Genomic DNA, 18,736 nt, shown 5'->3' on the forward strand with positions numbered 1-18,736 from the left:
TTATCTAGAAATATCTTGAGACGTCCAAGTATTTTCTTTATTACTGGACTCTTATTAGAGAGTAAAACTAAGCCTGAGATAGGGCTTAAATATTAATATACGAGGGGAATGAGAATGGCGAATTATATAAAAGAATTACGTGAAAAAGTAGGACATGATTATGTTTTCTTAAACTTTGCCGGTGGTTGTGTATTTAATAAAGAAGGAGAAGTATTACTGCAAAAAAGAGGAGACTTTAACGCTTGGGGCTTTCCAGGTGGTGCAATGGAGATAGGAGAATCAGCTGCGGAAACTGCAATCCGGGAAATAAAAGAAGAAACCGGGTATGGTGTAGAAATAAATGAGCTTATTGGAGTGTATACAAAATATTTTCAATCATATCCAAATGGAGACAAGGCCCAGTCAATTGTGATGTTCTTTTCATTCTCAATAGTTGGAGGTGACAAAAAAGTAGATGGTGATGAAACGTTGGATTTGAAGTTTTTCCCGTTAGACGACATGCCACCGTTATTTTGTAAACAACATGAAGATTGCCTGCAAGATTTATTGGAGAAAAGAGTAGGGGTATATCGTTAACATATAAAAAAGAAGCTAAATGAAGATTAGCTTCTTTTTTATGTTTAATTTATTTCCACCAATCATCAAACATTGACGCTGGTACTTGTCTTTTATGCTCACTCACTGTGTAACGTTTTTCAATTTTCTCTGCAACGTCAGCTGGAACTGCTTTACCTTCTAAATAATCATCTAATTGATCATAAGTAATACCTAACTCTGTTTCATCAGCTTGACCTGGTTTTTCATCTAATAAATCAGCTGTTGGCATTTTTAAGTACAGTCGCTCGTCTGCGCCTAACTCTTGTAATAATGCACGTCCTTGGCGCTTCGTTAATCCCGTTAATGGTAATAAATCTGCACCACCATCTCCGAATTTTGTAAAGAACCCTGTTACAGCTTCTGCAGCGTGATCTGTTCCGATAACAAGTAGCCCTTTTTGTCCACCAATTGCATATTGAGTAACCATACGGATACGTGCTTTCACGTTACCTTTATTGAAATCTGTTAATGATTCACCCAATAAGTTTTCATATTGATTTGAAAAAGCATCAACAGTTGAAGCAATATCAAATGCAACAGATTGATCTGCTTGAATGAATTGTAATGCTAATTGTGCATCATCTTCATCTTTTTGTACTTTATAAGGAAGACGCACGGCGATAAACGTTGCATTACCACCTTCGTTACGAATTTCTTCAACTGCAAGTTGTGCTAAGCGTCCTGCTAATGTAGAGTCTTGTCCGCCGCTAATACCAAGTACAAATCCTTTTGCACCTGTTTTTTTTACATAATCCTTTAGGAAATCAACTCGTTTACGAATTTCAACTTTTGGATCAATTACAGGCTGAACATGTAATGCTTTCATAATCTGTTCTTGTAATGTCATTATGTTTTCCTCCTATTCATATTAAAGCGGTAAATAAGTTTATATGTATAATGGTACATACTTCTATCCTTTATTATTTCGCAAAACTAACGAATATACAATAGGATGTGTGTATGAATATGAATGTAGTCATTATAAATAAAGTGCTACGTATAAGCAATTTTTTTAAACCTTTCAAAAATGTAAGGTTTTTGTCATTTGAATCGATGGAAGGTATTTCCGCACTTTACTAATATAAAAACATAGATAGTAGAAGGGCGGAGAAGTAATATGAACATTAGAGAACTAGCATATCGGAATGTAACCCGAAATAGACGGACATACTCAGCCTATTTTTTGAGTAGTGCATTTGCAATTATGGCCTTTTTTGTGTATTCATTTTTTGCGTTTCATCCGGCATTAAGTGCAGGAGAATTAGGTCAGTACGTATTCGTAAGTATGTCTTTTGCACAGTCTATTATTTACTTATTTACATTCTTCTTTATTTTATATTCGATGGGAATGTTTTTAAAAACGAGAAAGCGTGAACTAGGAATTTTAATGATGCTAGGTATGACGAAATATCAATTAAAGCGTCTGATCTTTTTTGAAAATATTATGATTGGAATAGGGGCAATTATTTTTGGTATTCTTTCAGGTATGTTATTTTCAGGGGTATTACTATTTGTCGCTCCGATGATATTGAAACTAGATATCTCCTTATCCTATTACATACCGATGAAAGCAATTGTTGTAACGGGTATTATGTTTTTTATTTTATTTATGATCATATCATTGTTTAGTGCAGGAATGATTCGTAAAAATAAGATTATGAAGTTGTTTAGAGGATCAGCAGAGGCGAAACCGGAACCGAAAGCATCAATCATTTCTTCAATATTAGCAGTAGTATTGCTTAGTGCTGGCTATGTAGGAGCTCTTCTATCACATGGAGCAATGGTATTTATTATGATGATTCCTGTTACAACGGTAGTTATTATCGGGACGTATTTGTTGTACAAGCAGCTGAGTGTCTTTATTATTCGATTATGTAAAAAAAGTAAACGTTTCTATTGGACACAGACTAATATTATTACGTTATCAGATTTAGCGTATCGTATGAGAGATAACGCAAGAATGTTCTTTATTGTAACCATTATTTCTACTGTAGCATTTTCCGCAATAGGGACATTAGTAGGCTTCGCATCCATGACGAAAGGGATAATGGAGAGACCAATTGCGTTTCATTACCATTCTAAGCAAGGGAATAGTAACGAATCACAACATATACAAATGATTGACAAAGGATTAAAGAAACATAATATAGCAGCTTCAAAAACTAATATTTCGACAAAGAAAACGGAGGAACAGTCGTTAAGAAGCGCCACTTTTATAAAAGAATCAGACTATAAGGAATATGCAAAGTTAACGGGAGAACCATTTAATACTGTAGCAAATAAAGAGGTTGTATTTTTGTCAGCTGATATACCAGGGCCAGCGATGAAAGAAAGAAAAGAAATTACTTTACCTAATATGAATGAAAGTTTAAAGGTGAAAAAAGTTACTTCATCTTCATTGGGGAAAATATTAAGAGGAAATGTTTATGTAATCTCTAATGATCAATATGATTCATTACAAGATGGATTTATAGAGACAAAAGATTATATGTATAAAACTGAAAGAACGAAAGATGAGATTGAAATTGGTAAAGAGCTTACGCATCAAATTAAACCGTATCAAGAATATTCAACGTTTAGTGCGGAAGAGTACGAGCAAAACCAAAGTTTACAAATTGCAGGACCGATTTTATTTGTAGGTTTCTTTATTGGTATAGTATTTTTCGTTTGCGCAGGAAGTTTCCTTTACTTCCGTTTATTCTCCGATTTGGAGGATGATGTTCGCTTGTTCGAAATGATTCGAAAAGTTGGATTGACAAGCAGGGAATTATCGAAGGTAGTTACAATTCGATTGGCGCTTTTATTCTTCGTTCCAATTGGTGTTGCAACATTACATGGGGCAGTAGCCTTAACGGCGTTAGGGCAAATGTTTGAGTACTCATTGTTTAAAGAAAATACAGTTGTATTAAGTATTTTCATAGGTATTCAAGTTGTATACTTCTTACTTATAAGATCCCGTTATGTAAAACAATTGAAAGAGAGATTACGTATGCATTAAATGTGTTTTTTTAACTCGAGTACAAAATTTTCTAAAAAGAGGCAAGTATTGCCAAAAAGTGATAAAATGGAAAAAGCGAGGTGAAAAAAATTAATAGAGAGAAAGGGGGGAGAAATATGAAAGCAACAGGAGTTATTCGAAAAGTAGACGAATTAGGACGAATTGTTATCCCTAAAGAATTACGCGATGTATTGGGAATACAAATCAAATCACCGCTTGAAATTTTTGTAGAAGCAGATAAAATCATTTTACAAAAATATCAACCTTACAATGCTTGCCAAATCACAGGTGATGTTTCAGAGCAGAACATATCATTAGCAAATGGAAATATTACTGTTGGGATAGAGGGAGCGGAATATTTAGTAAAAGAAATAGAAAAGTTTTTAAACAAGAGTGAGGTTTAGTCTTAATTTATATTATTTTTCAAATTACATATCATTCTTTTAAAAGACTGTAAGAGGACCATTAATTGGTCCTTTTATTTTGGTTATTAGTTGAATGACCCAGGCTATTATTTCCTATAAATCATAGGGGAAATACAAAAGTAGTATAGAGTTAGTAAATGATGTTGAGAAATATTTGAAAAGAAGGAAAACAAAAAGAATAAAACGAATGTTACATTTACACGTATTCAAAAGTGGTCTGAAATGAAAATAATACATTTTCAGGAGGGATTACGATGAGTAGTACAGTGAATAAACAAAAAGGTATACAATTGATTCCATTTATCGTAAATAAAGTTGTAGAACAAGTAAATGAAATTCCACCAGGTGTACAACTGATTCACGCTCCGCAAGTATGGGAAAAGAGTGTGAAGGGGCAAGATGTAGTCGTTGCCGTATTAGATACAGGGTGTGATACTAATCATATAGATTTAAAAGATCGTATTATCGGCGGAAGAAATTTCACAAAAGATTATGAAGCTGATCCAAATGTGTATCTTGATAATAACGGACATGGTACTCATGTCGCGGGGACAATTGCAGCAACTGAAAATGGTGTCGGTGTATTAGGAGTTGCACCGCTTGCTAAAATGTTAGTATTAAAAGTTTTAGCGGGAGATGGTTCTGGAAGTTACGAGCAAATTATTGAGGCAATTCATTATGCTGTAAATTGGAGAGGGCCGAATCAAGAGAAAGTGAGAATTATTTCAATGTCACTTGGTGGTCCGCAAGATGTTCCAGAATTACATGAAGCAATTCAAAAGGCGGTAAAGCAGGATGTTCTCGTTGTATGTGCTGCTGGGAATAATGGAGATTGTAATGATAATACAGAGGAACTAGATTACCCAGGTGCTTACTCGGAAGTAATTGAAGTCGGCGCTGTCAATTTAGAACGGAAAATCACATGTTTTAGTAATTCAAATCAAGAAATTGATCTAGTAGCGCCAGGTGATGAAATATTATCTACGTATCCAGATGGGAAATATGCAGTGTTAAGTGGAACTTCCATGGCGACGCCGCATGTTGCTGGAGCGCTTGCCTTGCTCATTAAACAGTGTGAGAAAGAATACGGTCGAAAGTTATCAGAGCCGGAAATATATGCACAACTTATTAAAAGAACTGTACCTTTAGGGTATGAACGTACATCCGAAGGTAATGGATTATTAGATTTATTAAAAGAATAGCCATATTAAAAAAACATCTCATATGAATATGAGATGTTTTTTTAATATGGCTCTGTCGCATGTAATACAACTTGTAATAAACCTGGGAATCTAGCATTTAAATCTTCTTCACGAATTGAAATGAAACGTTGTGTTCCTTCAAGGCGCGTGTACATAACACCTGACTCACGTAAAACTTTGAAATGGTGAGATAAAGTTGATTTTGCAACAGGGATGTTTAAAGCACCACAAGATTGTTCATTTTTCTCTAGTAACATATTTACAATTTGTAAACGAATTTGATCGCTAAGTGCATATAAGACAGAAGAAAATTGAATTTCTTCTCGATTTGGATGATAGAGTGTACGCATATTTCACCTACTTGTATAAGTTAAGATATTTGCACTATAACATATAAAGTGGTATATTTCTATTGTTCTAATATATTCGAACAATAGAAATATAGGGGGAGAAAAAATGAAGTATACAAAATTGCAAAAGGCAGGATTAAATATTTCAAAGTTGGGTTTAGGTACAAATGCAGTAGGGGGACATAATTTATATGCTAATGTGAATGAAGAAGAAGGAAAGCGATTAGTAGAAGAAGCTATTCAGCAAGGGATTACATTTTTTGATACAGCAGATTCATATGGTTTCGGTAGATCAGAGGAATTAGTAGGAGAAGTATTAAAGGGAAAACGTCATGAGTTTATACTTGCTACAAAAGGTGGAATTCAACCGTTGTTAAATGGAGAAACTTATATTAACAATGAACCAAGTTATTTAAGGAATGCTGTGGAAAATAGCTTAAGAAGATTACAGACTGAATATATTGATTTATATTATTTACATTTTACAAATCCTGAAACAAGTTACATAGATTCAATCGGAGAGCTTACTCATTTAAAAGAAGAAGGGAAAATTCGTTCAATTGGAATATCGAACGTAAACATAGAACAATTAAAAGAGGCGAATCAACATGGTCATATAGATGTTGTACAATCACCGTACAATATGTTAGAACGTACAGCTGAGGAAGAACTGTTGCCGTATTGTATAGAAGCGGGTATTTCATTTATTCCATATGGGCCTCTTGCTTTTGGAATATTAGGCGGAAAATATACAGAAGATTTTAAATTAAATGAAGTCGATTGGCGTCAAAATGTAAATCTATTTGAAGAAAATACATATAAGAGTAATTTTAAGAAAGTGAATAAGTTAAAAGGGCTAGCTAAAGAAAATGATATTGAAGTGTCTCATTTAGCGTTAGCATGGTTATTAAATAAAGAAGGAATTGATACTGTTATACCTGGTGGAAAGCGGGCAGAGCAGGTAAGAGAAAGTGTGAAAGCGGTAGACGTTGCATTGAATGAAAGAGTCATGAAAGAAATCCAATCTATTTTAGAAGATTAGTTAAACAGAGGGAGAGTACCCTCTGTTTATATAAGGAGAAGGTCTAAATGAACAGAGTACTAGCTGTATTTTTTATGATAATGTTTATGATCGGTACAGATACTTTCTTAATTTCACCACTGTTGCCGACATTGCAACAGGTGTATCATGTTTCAACTGAGTTGTCAGGATGGATGGTGAGTTCGTATGCTTTAGGGTATGCTGGATTTGCGCTTATTGCTGGTCCTATATCAGATGGATTAAACAGAAAAAAAGTGATGGTACTAGGTATGAGTTTTTTTGCAATAAGTACGTTTTTGTGTGGAATTGCACCGAGTTTTTTATGGATGCTAACATTTAGATTTTTAGCAGGTGTAAGTGCAGCTTTTGTATCTCCACAAGTGTGGGCATCTATTCCGCTCCTTATAGAGAAGAAGCAAATTGTGAAAGCAATTGGGGTTGCAACAGCAGGGTTATCAATCTCTCAAATTTTAGGGCTGCCACTGGGAGCTTATTTAGCAACGATACATTATACAATCCCATTCTATTTCATTGGTATATTATCAGCACTACTTGTCATTCTTATTTATGTTGTATTACCAGAAATACAGTCGGTTCATATAGGTGGAAATAAAAAAGCGATTTTACAGCGTTATAAACAATTACTCACAGATTCAAAGGTTTCACTTTCTTATTTTGCATACTTTGTTTTTCAAACCGGAAATTTTGCTGCATTTTCATTTTTTGGTGTATGGCTTTCCATTCAATTTGGCTTACAAGTTCATGAAGTAGGTACAGCTATGCTCGTATTAGGGTTAGGAAATTTAACTGGTAATATTTTTGGTCCTAGAATCGTAAATAAAATTGGTTATAACCTTTCTTTCTATGGTGGAATTATATTTACAGCAGTGCTATATGTATTACTTCCACATGTAAAGAACATTGTATTGGTGGAGTTATCGTTCTTTGCTTTGTTTTTTTGGACAGGAATTTTGTTTGTATTAATGATGAGGCACTTACAAAACATATCTAGTGCAGCAAGAGGAACAGGAGCCGCGCTTGCAAATGCTTCTATGTATATTGGTCAAATGATTGGTGCGGCAATAGCAGGAATGTTATTTGCAGTATCTCACAATTTTATACTTATAGGTAGTTTTACTGCGTTACTATATATAGGAGCTTTATTTTTGTTTAGAAAAAGTGAAAAACTTACTGAAAATAGTGAAACAGGAATTGCATCATAAAGTTTTAGTAAATCAAAAAACAATTTTTTAGGATAAGTCTAGAAGGTGCTTTTTGATTGCATAGTTGCTGTATTTTTAATAATTCGTCGTTGAGCTGTATGATTGAAAAGGATTTGTAATAAAATTATGGGGAAATAAAAAATCCCTATATAGATAGGGATTTATATATCGGCATATAGCTCCTCGGAAAAGGATATACCTAGTTTAACATATAGGAGTACTTATAATTGTGAAATAGATGTGAAAGTAATGTGAAAAGTATTGTAATAAAAAGCACTGTTTTAGCTAATGTAGCTAAAACAGTGCTTTTCTCTTTGATTGAACAGTTGCAGCATTTTCATCATGTATGCCTGCATCTTTAATAATTCGTTGTTTTGCTTTATTTAATAGATGGTTTACTGCTTCACCAAAATAGTTAGCTTCGCTTTTTGTGCGGGCTTCTCGTAAACATTTATAGTTTTCTAGCAGTTCCTCTTTTTCGGAGTTTGTTAAGAAATCTTCTATTTTCTTTTTTGTCATACGAAACACCCTTTCTCCTGACAAACGACGCAATAGAAAATATTTATTTCTCATTATAACAATAATTTTAAAAGAAAGTATACACTAACGTCGCAATAATTTGTCAATTTCTTGAATCTTCTCATCAGCTTTCCCAATTTGCGTATTTTTAGCCTGTTCGCCACCAAGAGCTTGATGTAGTAAGAAAGTTTGGCCAGAAATAGCAGTTACAATGGATACTTTTATAATTTCTTTTATCGCGGTGACATCGAATAAAACGAGCCCAAGAAGTGCGGCTAGGCTACCAGTAAAAATATCAGTTAAAAATCCAAAATGAAAAAATGTTTTCAAACGGCGTGGAAGCAATAACTTACCTTGGTTATTGATTAGATGGGAAACGAAGCCGGTAATGCCACCAACGAGAACAGCGGTTAGCCATTGATACATTTCCATCGAATCCACTCCTTTTAGTGAATAAGATTCGATTATTTTATATTGATTCCTTTTAATATTTCATATAAGCATATTGAGAAAGTTTGTTTGGGTATATTTTGTATTCAATTTAATTATAACAGAAAATTTCGAAAGGTTTCAGTCTATTATATGAATCATTTTTACAATAATATGAATGCAGAAAGGGGTGCGTGATATGAAGATAGATTATCGAATAAGAAGTGTAGATGGTTATACAAAAAATATAGGGGAATTAGTAAGCATGCTGGAGCATACGAGGGCTGTAACATTAGGCGAAGTAAAAAATTTATCAGTTGAGCAATTAGATTTAATTATGCAGAGCAGCGGAAATTCAATTGGCGCCTTATTAAAGCATATAGCAGCTATTGAAAAAGTTCATCAGCTTATTTCATTTCAAAATCGTGACTTTACAAAAGAAGAATTAGAAATATGGGAAGATGCACTGTATTTAGGGGAAGCGGGTAGAGCGATCCGTGGTCATGAAATACAGTATTATGTACAACTTCTACAAAGTGTTCGAGAAGAATCTCTGAAGTATTTAAGTGAACAAAGTGATGAGTGGCTCATGTCAGAAAGAAAGTGGCCTAACGGTGTAATATATAACCAGCACTATCTTTGGTATCATGTGCTAGAAGATGAAATTAGTCACCGAGGACAAATTAGAATGCTCAAAAGAAAGTTGTTTGAAAATTACGTTAAATAATGTAGCTTTTTATAGGAGAATTCCATATAATGAGAGTAATTAAAAGAAGAACGGGGTGATGTATTATGGCGAAAATAACTTATATGAATAATAAACCAAATACAAAGGTGGATGGAAAGGGCGAGACTATATAAGTGAGCGCACGATCCTTCCGCTTAGCTTACACTAGGGAGGATATCAATTTGAATCAAAATATTTTAGAATCGTTCGGCTGGGATTCTTTTTTTGAGGAACAAGCTGTTGAGAACTTTGAAGTAGGACGAATTTTACTCGAGCATAAGCATATATATCGAATTATTTGTAATGATGGTGAGTATATGGCAGAACTGTCTGGGAAGTTCCGGCATGAAGCAGTTACGAAAGGCGATTATCCAGCAGTTGGTGATTGGGTGTATATAAAGAAAATAGAAGATGAAAAGAAAGCGATTATTCATCGTATTTTCCAGCGAAGAAGCTCTTTCTCAAGACAAGAGGCTGGAACAAGAACAGAAGAACAGATTATAGCAGCAAATGTAGATTATTTATTTTTAGTGAATGCACTTAATCATGATTTTAATGTTAGAAGGATGGAACGTTATTTATTATTAGCGTATGAAAGTGGCGCTATGCCAGTTATTGTTTTAACAAAGAGTAGTATATGTAATGATATAGAACAAAAAATTGTAGAAACGGAAGCTATAGCAATTGGTGTTCCTATTTTTGTTGTTGATAGTTTAGAGCATACAGGTATTGATTCGTTGAAACAATTCGTTTCTTCAGGGAAAACAATTGCTTTAGTTGGGTCATCAGGGGTAGGAAAGTCAACTTTGTTAAATGCGCTAATAGGAATTGAGGTAGCAAAAACGGGAGATATACGTGAGGAGGATAGTAGGGGAAGGCATACGACAACGCATCGAGAGTTATTTCAATTGCCAAGTGGCGCTCTCGTAATTGATACTCCCGGTATGAGGGAATTGCAACTTTGGGAAGGAAGCGAAGCGATTCAAACAACATTCTCTGATATTGAAGAACTTGCGACAACATGCCGTTTCCGTGATTGTAAGCATGAGAATGAACCAGGGTGCGCGGTGTATAGTGCAATTGAAAACGGACTTATTACGATAGATCGTTTGAAAAGCTATAAAAAATTACAAAGAGAACTGGCGTATTTTATAAGAAAACAAGATGCAATCCTTGCCAGAGCAGAGCGTGATAAGTGGAAAAAGCTTTCTAAACAACATAAAAAAATGTAAAAACCAAAGGGTGCCCCTTTGGTTTTTTCTATTTGTAAATTTTATAATAATATTATTCATATATATAGACAAAGGGAAATTAATTGTTTAAACTTTACAAAGTATTCATCATAATAGGTTATGAAAATAATAATTAGGGATTGGGAAATATTCATAATTAACTCAATTTAACTTTTAAATTTGAAAATTAGGAGGTTCATAATGGGTAAACTATTAAATTTGTTTCGTGATATGAAAGTAGCAAAAAAGCTATTAATTTCATTCTTTGTAATTTTAATTGCGGCTGTGTCTATTATCGGAGGCATGTCTTATCAAACAGCCAAAAAGAATTTTGAATCGCAAATTAAGAGTAGTGCCAACGACAATATAAAAATACTGGATAATTTAATCAATCAAATGATTGATGCAAAATTTAATGATGTGAATAATTTTGCACGGGTGATTCAGGGGAATATGTATCAAGGAGATAATCAGGATGAATTAAGAAAAATGTTATCTCAATATATAAATTTAAATAAAGATATTGAACAAGTATATGTTGCCGGAAATGATAAAAAATTTGTACAAGAACCAAATATACAAATGGCAGCAGACTATGATCCAACAGAGCGTTCTTGGTATAAAGATGCGGTTGCAAAACAAGGTGGTATTGTTGTTACTGAGCCATATAAGGCAAAAGGAAATGGACATATTGTCGTAACAATCGCAAAACAAACAGAAGATAAAAATGGAGTTGTTGCGCTAGATTTAAGTTTAGATAATTTATTAAAAACATCAAAGTTAATTAATATTGGTAAAAAAGGATATGCCTTCATTTTAGATGGAAAGCAAAAAATAATTGCTCATCCACAAGAAAAATCAGGGGAAAAAGCGGCTGATTCTTGGGCAAAGAAAATTTATGAAGATAATCACGGTGCTTTTTCATATTCTTATGGCGGTAGTGAAAAGAATATGGTATTTGCTACAAATGTAAAAACAGGTTGGAAAATTGGTGGGACGATGTACTCAAGTGAAGTAATTGAAGCTGCTCAACCTGTATTTTATAATATGTTAATTGTTATGCTTATCTCATTAGTAGTAGGCGGGGCACTTATTTATTTTGTAACACTTTCAATTACGAAGCCTTTAAAGAGATTAGTTGTTACCTCTAAAGAAATAAGCGAAGGGGATTTAACGCAAACAATTGAAATTCATTCTAATGATGAAATCGGCCAACTTGCTAAAGGCTTTAATGAGATGACGAATTCGTTACGGACGTTAATTGGAAGAATTAACGATTCAGCTGGGCATGTTGCAGCGGCATCAGAAGAGCTAACTGCAAGTGTAAGGCAAGCGAGTGAAGCGACTGAGCAAATCACAATCGCAATGGATGAAATATCAAGTGGGGCAACGACGCAAACAACAAGCGTAGAAAATGGCGCTATGTTACTGTTTGATGTAACGGAAGGAATTCAACATGTAGCAAATAGTTCATCATCTATTAATACGGCTTCTGCACATACTCGTGAAAAAGCAGAAGATGGTGGGAAACTAGTAGGAAGAACAGTAAACCAGATGCAGTCTATTGCAGAATCGGTTTCACAATCAGATGCAGTTATACAATTACTAAATAATAAATCAAAACAAATTGGTGATATTTTAGAAGTAATTCAAAATATTGCAGATCAAACAAACCTTCTAGCTCTAAATGCGGCGATTGAAGCCGCAAGAGCCGGTGAGCATGGAAGAGGTTTCGCAATTGTTGCAGATGAAGTGCGTAAATTGGCAGAGCAGTCTAGCGTATCTTCTAGTGAAATTAGTAAATTAATATGTGAAATACAAGATGATATGGGTAAGACAGTCAAATCTATGAATCATGTAAATGAGGAAGTTCAATCTGGACTTGTTATCGCAAATGAAACGAAGCAAAACTTTGCTGAAATCTTACAATCTACAAATGAAATAGCTAATCAAATTAAGACGATGGTTGAAACGGCTAATGGAATGTCAAAAGGGGCAAATGAAGTATCTATTTCGGTAGGACAAATTGCAATGACAGCACAAAATAATGCGACAAGCACACAAAATGTTGCGGCTTCAGCTGAAGAACAGCTAGCTTCGATGGAGGAAATTGGATCTGCAGCAGGCACGTTATCTCAAATGGCTGAAGAGTTGCAAGGACTAATTGAGAGATTTAAAGTTTAATAGAGAACAGACTATCCCCTAGTAGCATTATGCCAATAGAGGGTAGTCTGTTTTATTGTGTAAAATCAAATGGAGATGTAAACTTCCTTTATGACGTTTAAAATGGTATTTTGCATAATGTTTGTCGAAAAATAGAGGTATTTGTTAGCTTTGTGTATAATTATTAACGTATAGAATACAAATAAAAGGAGAGTATTATGGGAGTGTATTGGGGGACAAAAAGACATTCTTGGCTTAGTTACGTCTCATTTTGGCTAAGTATTTCATTTTTTATTGTTTTTCTAATTGAAGTGTTTATATTAAAAACACTTTCGAATAGCTCGGTGCAAATTGTTAAATATTTTTATTTTATATTTGTACCAGTAAATATTTTTCTTAGTTTAAAGTTACTATTTAAGAAGAATGAAAAGAAAGCGTTACCTATTTTTAGTTTCATTGTCTCATTATTATTTGCAATTTTAATAATCGTATTAGTTTTAGCAGCTATAGGGAAGGTCTTTTGAGGGGAGTGGTATAAGTCACTCTCCTTTTTTATTTGTGGTAGTCTTACTATATGTAAAAGTGTGAATGCTGTGAGCTAATAAAAGCAGAGAGTAGACAATATTTGCATGGATTAAAGTCTGTCGTTATTTGAACTTGTAAGAGTGTATGGAGTAATGAGGTAATATACATAATAATGGAGATAGAATTAGTTATTTTATAAGTATGTATGAAGCAAATGAATACGGTAAGAACGTTGATATATGGTACAATAGCTATGGATAGTGATAGAGATAAAGGGTATATAAAATACTCATCGTTTTTTAGTAAGAGAGGGGTTATCTTATGCTATACGAGGATTTGGAGACATTATTTCAAACAGCTCCGAAAGAAGATAGAGGCGGATGGAAATATATAATCCAAGAACAAAATAATACATTTAAAATTGTTGATGAAATACTGAAAAATCAAATGAGTGTCGAATTATATTTTAATGAATACGATGAGGTGAAAATCACTTTATATAAAGATGGAATTCCCATTACGACTATGCAAAGAATTGCGATTTCAAAAGTTGAATTAGACGAAGATGAAGAAGGTATTCACTTTGTTTTAGAGCGCATGCCTAGTCGAATGATTCGGTTGCAGTTAAAGCCATATTTAGCATTAGAAATGGGACCGTATTGGGAAGTATGTGATGATTGTGAATGAGCATAAAAAAGCATCCAATAACATGGATGCTTTTTTATGTTTTTTGAAGTTGTTTAAACGCAATGATTGGCAGTATAACAATACTTACCCATCCGATGATAGGATATAGAATGTGAAGTAAGTCACTGTAACCGATGTAGCTAAAGCAATAACTAATTAGTAAAATGAAGAAAATAATATTGTTATTTTTCCACCCAGTAATAGATTGCATCTGTTTTGTCATTCCGAACACATTACCAACTAAAGTTGTGAAAATTTCACCGAAAATAATGAGAACGAAAAAGAAGTGAAAAGTTGCATTAAATCTTCTTATGACTTCAGCCATTGGGATGTTATATTGGTAAAATTGATCGACTGATAAGATTGCTAAATGGCTGCATAATAAAATTAAAGAAAGTCCAGCACCACCTAAAATCCCACCCCAAAAAATAGCTTTTCGATCCTTTACTTCACTGGCTAATGGGACGAGAACACTTTGGGCGAGAGAAAGATTTAAGGCGACATATGTAATAGGGCTAGTAATCCATTTCATATTCCAGCTCTCTGCAGGAATAGTGTTGTTAATAGGAGTTGTACCGTGAAAAAAGGTTGTAATAGCAAGTCCGATAATAAAAATCATCATAATAGGTACGACAAGTGTATTTACTTCAAAAACACCTTGTAATCCGCGGCTACTTATAATGAGACAAGCGATAACTGTAATAAGAATACCGAGTTGTCTTGGTAAGCGAAGTTGCTCTTCAAATACTGCACCAGCCCCTGATAACATAACGCTCGTTACGCCGAATAAAACGAGTAATAATAATGTGTTTACAACATTCCCAAATACATCCCCAAATAAATATTTGTTAAATTCTTGCGCTGAAAATGCCCCGATTTGTGATGAAAGTAACATCATCTTTGTGCCAAGCCAAATAAAAAAAAATCCACTTACACATATGCCAATTGTCCCGTATAATCCATTCACTGTGAAAAATTCAACAATTTCTCGTCCAGTAGCAAATCCAGCTCCAACGACAGTTCCGATATAAGTAGCGGCTACTTTCTTTGCTACTTGCCATTGTTGATTGTCCATGTTATCCCTCTTTCTACTATGATGAGCTTGATGTACTATTATGCATATGTATGAGCTTGGACAATTAGACGTATGAAGTGTTTGAAAAAATACATGAATTTAATGATATTAGGGAAGCATTAAAGGTGTTAAAACTTTGTTACATATAAGCCAATTGTTCGAAAGGAAAGGGAATGTATGGTAAAATGTAATTAGGTTATTAAAAGATAAACATTACAAAATGATAAGAGGAGTGATTGTATGAGTACGAAAACAAATGTTGTTGAAGTATTAAACAAGCAGGTAGCAAACTGGAATGTGTTATATGTGAAACTACATAATTATCACTGGTATGTGACAGGGCCACACTTCTTTACATTACATGAGAAATTTGAAGAGTTTTATAATGAGGCTGGAACGTATATTGATGAGTTAGCAGAACGTATTTTAGCTTTAGAAGGTAAACCATTAGCGACAATGAAAGAATATCTCGCAACATCTAGTGTCAGCGAAGGGGCAAGCAAAGAATCTGCAGAAGAAATGGTGCAAACATTAGTGAATGATTATTCTGCACTTATTCAAGAATTAAAAGAAGGTATGGAAGTTGCAGGTGAAGCTGGCGATGAAACATCAGCTGACATGCTGTTAGCAATTCATACAACATTAGAACAGCATGTATGGATGCTAAGTGCATTCTTAAAATAACGATAAATATAATAGAAACCCATTGAAAAATTATTTCAATGGGTTTTTTTATGATTTTTCAGTTTTCTTTTATGCTATAATATAGTAAAAAGGAGGCGATGCGATGTTTCGCTTTTTCAGAACTGGAAAAGAAGAGCGGGAAATTACGAAAGATGAATTAGAACAAGCGATGGCTCAGTTTTTAGAAACGAATGCTAATATCGTTTATACAGTATTAGTAAATGAAGATTATACAGTAAATTATGATTTGTTAAAACCGTATTTACCTGCATTTCCAACAAATGATTTTCTCATAACGAAGGAAACGCTTGAGGTATTTGAACATACAGCAGAAAATTTAAGCCTAGTGAAAGAAATTGATGTCGTACAAAAAGCAGTAGACCAATACGTAACAGAAAAAGAAATGTTCCCAATTGTTGAAGGTAGCGAAGATCGCCTCATATGCGGAATGAAGCTAGGACCTTACTTAAATCGTAGCTTAAAAAGAGACTTATATATTTCAGAAAAACATTATTTAGTTTCAAGTAAACCAGATAGAAAAAAACAAAAGAGCGGGTAGATGTAATGAAAACAACAATACATATATTGTTGTCTTTTTTTGTTTGTTAAAATATTGATTTTTCAGTCTATTATTATTTATACTAAATGTATTGGACAGGGAAGAGTAACTATTAAGCATCATTTTGAGAATAAGGTATTGTTAGCGTGGGTTATACAAAGTGGTATAAAGATTCGCAAAAAATATTATAAAAGGTTTCGGGGGAATTGGTACATGAAAAATAGCATGACTTACATTCAATTATTAAATGAAACGTTACGTTGTTATGCAAATAAAGGAAGTTTTGAAGCGTACAATTATATAATGGAAAACGCTACAGGTGTAATAGGGAATGAGGCGCAAATATATAATTTTAAGTATGCACTCGCAAGTGCATCGGGACTTGAAAAAGAAGCATTACATTTAATGAGAGAGGCCATTATAGAAAAGGGATTCTGGTATGGAAATGAGTATTTAATTTCCGACGAAGATTTAAAATCACTACATAAATTTGAAGAATTTCATACAATGGTGCAATTATGTAAAGAAAGAGAAGAATTAGCACATAAAAAGGAAAGACCAGATGTGAAATATATATACAGCAAGAAAGAGGGAAATCTACTACTTACATTGCACGGTGACCAAGAAAATATACAAATAGTAGAACCATATTGGAAATCTGTGTTGACACAAGATTATATGTTAGCTTTACCACAGTCTTCACAAATTGAGTTTTCAGATGGATTTGTTTGGGATGATATAGAGAGAGGAAAAGAGGAATTAAAAGAGCATTACAATAAGTTTATAGAAAATCATACAGTAGAAAGTGTAATCATTGGTGGTTTTTCTGCAGGGGCGAGAGTAGCTTTATATACGATTTTACAACAAGATATAAATGTAGATGGTTTTGTTTTTATGGCACCATGGCTTCCCGAGATTGAAGAATGGGATGAGTTGTTAAGAGTGCTGCAGGATAAACATATAAAAGGATATATAGTATGCGGGGATCAAGATGAAGATTGTTTCGAATCCACGCAGCAATTTGTACAACTATTAAGAGAGAAGAATATAGAACATAAGTATAAAGTTGTGCCTGACTTAGATCATGATTATCCTATTAACTTTGAAGAGCTATTAAAAGAAGCTATTGAATATATAGGAAATGAAAACAATAAGTAGTAAGAAAAAGAGATGCATCACATGTGATGCATCTCTTTTTAGAATTATAAATTAAAAGCATTTGCTAATAAGCGATAAGACTTTAATTTATGTTCAAATTGATGAGTAATCGTGACAATCATAAATTCGTCAGTATTGTATGCTTTGCTTAAGTTTATTATTTTTTCTTTTACAGAAGACGGATCACCAACAATCATACGTTGACGATTTTCTTTTATACGGAATAAATCATAAGCGCTGTATGAATAATTTTGAGCAGTTTCAATAGAAGGTGTACCAGTAGTTCGTTTTCCTTGCTCTAATAATAAGATTGATAAATCTAAACTAGAAGCAATTTTTTCCGCTTCTTCATTTGTTTCTCCGCATATAACAAAGATGGCAACGATTGAATTAGGCTTATCTCCTAAAAATGAAGGCTGATATTGTTCTTGGTAAGCCCTCATAACTTCAGGGCCTCCGAAGCCGTTAATAAATTGTGCAAATGCGAAAGAAGCTCCGTTGTTTGCAGCAATTTTAGCGCTCTCTCCGCTAGAACCGAGCATCCACATTTCAGGAGACGTTGGGATAACTGGAGTGGCTTTTAAGTTTGCATAGTGATGGTTTTCTGGTACTTGATCATGTAAGTACATTGCAACGTCTGCAATTTGTTCTGGATATTGATCAAGTGAGACCATTTTCCCTTCTTGAAGTGCGCGAGTTGCTATTGGCATACCACCAGGAGCTCTACCAACACCGAGATCGATGCGGTTCGGATACAATGCTTCTAGAACACGGAAATTCTCAGCAACTTTATATGGGCTATAATGCGGTAACATAACACCACCTGAACCGACTCTAATACGGTCCGTTTTTGCGGCAATATGAGAAATAAGTATTTCTGGACTTGAACCAGCTAAGCTTACGGAATTATGATGTTCGGATACCCAAAAACGTGTGAATCCGAGTTTTTCAACTTCTTGTGCAAGCGTAACTGTATGTGAAAAAGCTTGGGCTGCTGTGCTACCATCTGAAATAGGTGATTGGTCTAATACACTTAACTTGATCATAGAATATACCTCTCAATCTTAATGTACATCCTATTATATATTTACTTATGAAAAATGCGTAGTGAAATGCTCAAAATGAAAAGCGGATAATCTTA

At 33.9% G+C, this 18,736-nt stretch carries 20 protein-coding genes; 14 read left to right on the top strand and 6 right to left on the bottom strand.

Features of this window, described 5'->3' with window-relative positions; translation table 11 throughout:
- The first annotated feature begins 114 nt into the window (after positions 1-114).
- On the top strand, positions 115-576 hold the full coding sequence (locus MR168_RS22315; RefSeq protein WP_016122345.1) for an NUDIX hydrolase: 462 nt from the start codon (positions 115-117) through the stop codon (positions 574-576).
- A gap of 49 nt (positions 577-625) precedes the next feature.
- Here the strand turns inward: MR168_RS22315 and nadE are convergent, their stop codons facing one another.
- Positions 626-1,444: an ammonia-dependent NAD(+) synthetase gene (nadE, locus tag MR168_RS22320; RefSeq protein ID WP_000174901.1), complete on the bottom strand. Its 819-nt coding sequence runs from the start codon at positions 1,442-1,444 to the stop codon at positions 626-628.
- Positions 1,445-1,714: 270 nt separating this feature from the next.
- Between nadE and MR168_RS22325 the strand changes: the two genes are divergently transcribed.
- From MR168_RS22325 to MR168_RS22335, 3 genes are all read left to right on the top strand, one after another.
- Positions 1,715-3,595 (top strand): FtsX-like permease family protein, encoded by a 1,881-nt coding sequence (locus tag MR168_RS22325; RefSeq protein ID WP_001025988.1) that lies wholly within the window; start codon positions 1,715-1,717, stop codon positions 3,593-3,595.
- A 116-nt stretch (positions 3,596-3,711) separates the two neighbouring features.
- Complete coding sequence (locus MR168_RS22330) at positions 3,712-3,999, top strand: AbrB/MazE/SpoVT family DNA-binding domain-containing protein (protein WP_000648324.1); 288 nt, start codon at positions 3,712-3,714, stop codon at positions 3,997-3,999.
- A 275-nt stretch (positions 4,000-4,274) separates the two neighbouring features.
- Positions 4,275-5,222 (top strand): serine protease, encoded by a 948-nt coding sequence (locus MR168_RS22335; RefSeq protein ID WP_000099746.1) that lies wholly within the window; start codon positions 4,275-4,277, stop codon positions 5,220-5,222.
- Positions 5,223-5,263: 41 nt separating this feature from the next.
- Here MR168_RS22335 and MR168_RS22340 read toward each other — a convergent pair whose 3' ends face one another.
- On the bottom strand, positions 5,264-5,572 hold the full coding sequence (locus MR168_RS22340; protein WP_001259906.1) for an ArsR/SmtB family transcription factor: 309 nt from the start codon (positions 5,570-5,572) through the stop codon (positions 5,264-5,266).
- A gap of 106 nt (positions 5,573-5,678) precedes the next feature.
- On the opposite strand from MR168_RS22340, the gene MR168_RS22345 reads away from it, so the two are divergent.
- Positions 5,679-6,614, top strand: a complete 936-nt coding sequence (locus MR168_RS22345) for an aldo/keto reductase (protein ID WP_016122346.1) — start codon at positions 5,679-5,681, stop codon at positions 6,612-6,614.
- 47 nt (positions 6,615-6,661) lie between these two features.
- Complete coding sequence (locus MR168_RS22350) at positions 6,662-7,837, top strand: MFS transporter (RefSeq protein ID WP_001082492.1); 1,176 nt, start codon at positions 6,662-6,664, stop codon at positions 7,835-7,837.
- 294 nt (positions 7,838-8,131) lie between these two features.
- Here MR168_RS22350 and MR168_RS22355 read toward each other — a convergent pair whose 3' ends face one another.
- Together MR168_RS22355 and MR168_RS22360 are read right to left on the bottom strand one after the other, a co-directional pair.
- The gene (locus tag MR168_RS22355; protein WP_000162602.1) at positions 8,132-8,356 is read right to left on the bottom strand and encodes a hypothetical protein; all 225 of its coding nucleotides are present in this window, start codon (positions 8,354-8,356) and stop codon (positions 8,132-8,134) included.
- A gap of 84 nt (positions 8,357-8,440) precedes the next feature.
- The gene (locus tag MR168_RS22360; protein ID WP_000426317.1) at positions 8,441-8,788 is read right to left on the bottom strand and encodes a DUF4257 domain-containing protein; all 348 of its coding nucleotides are present in this window, start codon (positions 8,786-8,788) and stop codon (positions 8,441-8,443) included.
- A gap of 196 nt (positions 8,789-8,984) precedes the next feature.
- Between MR168_RS22360 and MR168_RS22365 the strand changes: the two genes are divergently transcribed.
- From MR168_RS22365 to MR168_RS22385, 5 genes are all read left to right on the top strand, one after another.
- Complete coding sequence (locus MR168_RS22365) at positions 8,985-9,512, top strand: DinB family protein (protein ID WP_000687338.1); 528 nt, start codon at positions 8,985-8,987, stop codon at positions 9,510-9,512.
- A 182-nt stretch (positions 9,513-9,694) separates the two neighbouring features.
- On the top strand, positions 9,695-10,744 hold the full coding sequence (gene rsgA, locus MR168_RS22370; RefSeq protein ID WP_001073050.1) for a ribosome small subunit-dependent GTPase A: 1,050 nt from the start codon (positions 9,695-9,697) through the stop codon (positions 10,742-10,744).
- 201 nt (positions 10,745-10,945) lie between these two features.
- Positions 10,946-12,928 (top strand): HAMP domain-containing methyl-accepting chemotaxis protein, encoded by a 1,983-nt coding sequence (locus tag MR168_RS22375; protein ID WP_016122348.1) that lies wholly within the window; start codon positions 10,946-10,948, stop codon positions 12,926-12,928.
- A gap of 197 nt (positions 12,929-13,125) precedes the next feature.
- Entirely contained in the window at positions 13,126-13,431 is a 306-nt protein-coding gene (locus tag MR168_RS22380) for a hypothetical protein (protein WP_000539569.1), read from the top strand.
- Positions 13,432-13,753: 322 nt separating this feature from the next.
- Positions 13,754-14,119: a DUF3979 family protein gene (locus tag MR168_RS22385; protein ID WP_000965067.1), complete on the top strand. Its 366-nt coding sequence runs from the start codon at positions 13,754-13,756 to the stop codon at positions 14,117-14,119.
- A 34-nt stretch (positions 14,120-14,153) separates the two neighbouring features.
- Here the strand turns inward: MR168_RS22385 and MR168_RS22390 are convergent, their stop codons facing one another.
- Positions 14,154-15,194 (bottom strand): YkvI family membrane protein, encoded by a 1,041-nt coding sequence (locus tag MR168_RS22390; protein WP_006924691.1) that lies wholly within the window; start codon positions 15,192-15,194, stop codon positions 14,154-14,156.
- 240 nt (positions 15,195-15,434) lie between these two features.
- Between MR168_RS22390 and MR168_RS22395 the strand changes: the two genes are divergently transcribed.
- The 3 genes from MR168_RS22395 to MR168_RS22405 all read left to right on the top strand — a co-directional run bounded on the left by MR168_RS22395 (position 15,435) and on the right by MR168_RS22405 (position 17,595).
- Positions 15,435-15,878: a Dps family protein gene (locus tag MR168_RS22395; RefSeq protein WP_086412133.1), complete on the top strand. Its 444-nt coding sequence runs from the start codon at positions 15,435-15,437 to the stop codon at positions 15,876-15,878.
- 103 nt (positions 15,879-15,981) lie between these two features.
- Complete coding sequence (locus tag MR168_RS22400; protein WP_000488210.1) at positions 15,982-16,437, top strand: DUF3939 domain-containing protein; 456 nt, start codon at positions 15,982-15,984, stop codon at positions 16,435-16,437.
- A gap of 213 nt (positions 16,438-16,650) precedes the next feature.
- Positions 16,651-17,595, top strand: a complete 945-nt coding sequence (locus MR168_RS22405) for an alpha/beta hydrolase (protein WP_000798313.1) — start codon at positions 16,651-16,653, stop codon at positions 17,593-17,595.
- 44 nt (positions 17,596-17,639) lie between these two features.
- On the opposite strand, the gene MR168_RS22410 is transcribed toward MR168_RS22405, so the two are convergent.
- A complete protein-coding gene (locus MR168_RS22410) occupies positions 17,640-18,641 on the bottom strand; it encodes an LLM class flavin-dependent oxidoreductase (protein WP_000594045.1) in 1,002 nt (333 codons plus the stop codon).
- Between the last annotated feature and the right edge of the window lie 95 nt (positions 18,642-18,736).

Origin of the sequence: Bacillus cereus group sp. BfR-BA-01356, from assembly GCF_022663635.1 — a bacterium.
GTDB lineage: Bacteria > Bacillota > Bacilli > Bacillales > Bacillaceae_G > Bacillus_A > Bacillus_A cereus.

Coding starts and splice junctions, on each gene's coding strand:
- MR168_RS22315 (WP_016122345.1), top strand. CDS start 115: ATGGCGAATTATATAAAAGAATTACGTGAAAAAGTAGGACATGATTAT.
- nadE (WP_000174901.1), bottom strand. CDS start 1,444: ATGACATTACAAGAACAGATTATGAAAGCATTACATGTTCAGCCTGTA.
- MR168_RS22325 (WP_001025988.1), top strand. CDS start 1,715: ATGAACATTAGAGAACTAGCATATCGGAATGTAACCCGAAATAGACGG.
- MR168_RS22330 (WP_000648324.1), top strand. CDS start 3,712: ATGAAAGCAACAGGAGTTATTCGAAAAGTAGACGAATTAGGACGAATT.
- MR168_RS22335 (WP_000099746.1), top strand. CDS start 4,275: ATGAGTAGTACAGTGAATAAACAAAAAGGTATACAATTGATTCCATTT.
- MR168_RS22340 (WP_001259906.1), bottom strand. CDS start 5,572: ATGCGTACACTCTATCATCCAAATCGAGAAGAAATTCAATTTTCTTCT.
- MR168_RS22345 (WP_016122346.1), top strand. CDS start 5,679: ATGAAGTATACAAAATTGCAAAAGGCAGGATTAAATATTTCAAAGTTG.
- MR168_RS22350 (WP_001082492.1), top strand. CDS start 6,662: ATGAACAGAGTACTAGCTGTATTTTTTATGATAATGTTTATGATCGGT.
- MR168_RS22355 (WP_000162602.1), bottom strand. CDS start 8,356: ATGACAAAAAAGAAAATAGAAGATTTCTTAACAAACTCCGAAAAAGAG.
- MR168_RS22360 (WP_000426317.1), bottom strand. CDS start 8,788: ATGGAAATGTATCAATGGCTAACCGCTGTTCTCGTTGGTGGCATTACC.
- MR168_RS22365 (WP_000687338.1), top strand. CDS start 8,985: ATGAAGATAGATTATCGAATAAGAAGTGTAGATGGTTATACAAAAAAT.
- MR168_RS22375 (WP_016122348.1), top strand. CDS start 10,946: ATGGGTAAACTATTAAATTTGTTTCGTGATATGAAAGTAGCAAAAAAG.
- MR168_RS22380 (WP_000539569.1), top strand. CDS start 13,126: ATGGGAGTGTATTGGGGGACAAAAAGACATTCTTGGCTTAGTTACGTC.
- MR168_RS22385 (WP_000965067.1), top strand. CDS start 13,754: ATGCTATACGAGGATTTGGAGACATTATTTCAAACAGCTCCGAAAGAA.
- MR168_RS22390 (WP_006924691.1), bottom strand. CDS start 15,194: ATGGACAATCAACAATGGCAAGTAGCAAAGAAAGTAGCCGCTACTTAT.
- MR168_RS22395 (WP_086412133.1), top strand. CDS start 15,435: ATGAGTACGAAAACAAATGTTGTTGAAGTATTAAACAAGCAGGTAGCA.
- MR168_RS22400 (WP_000488210.1), top strand. CDS start 15,982: ATGTTTCGCTTTTTCAGAACTGGAAAAGAAGAGCGGGAAATTACGAAA.
- MR168_RS22405 (WP_000798313.1), top strand. CDS start 16,651: ATGAAAAATAGCATGACTTACATTCAATTATTAAATGAAACGTTACGT.
- MR168_RS22410 (WP_000594045.1), bottom strand. CDS start 18,641: ATGATCAAGTTAAGTGTATTAGACCAATCACCTATTTCAGATGGTAGC.